The organism is Mesorhizobium sp. WSM4837, from assembly GCF_055811435.1.
The window spans coordinates 1-278 of record NZ_JBVVQE010000279.1 but is presented as its reverse complement, the minus strand read 5'-3'; the positions used below and the strand labels follow the sequence as shown (position 1 = coordinate 278).

Sequence of the window (278 nt, the reverse complement as noted above, 5' to 3'; positions counted from 1 at the left end):
ACCCTCGCCGCGGTCGATCGGCTTGTTCATCACGCAACGATCTTCGAGATGAATGTCGAAAGCTACCGGCGCAGATCCGCCATGGAAGCCAAACGCCAGCGCGGCAGGCCCGCCTCCTACGCGACAATCAAAAATACGCACGAGCTTGTCGCGGAGCGACGATCAGAAAACGACGAAAACCTTGCCAGCGACAATCAGCATGATAATTTGCCCATGACCGCGCTCTGAGAGTCTCATCCAGATTGTCGCGCAGGTCTCTCCCAGATCGCCGCGCTATA

1 pseudogene is annotated in these 278 nt (G+C 57.2%); it reads left to right on the top strand.

The window, feature by feature from the left end:
* Nucleotides 1-228: pseudogene (locus tag AC0L3D_RS37090) on the top strand (hypothetical protein); the annotation flags it as partial.
* Nucleotides 229-278 lie beyond the last annotated feature (50 nt).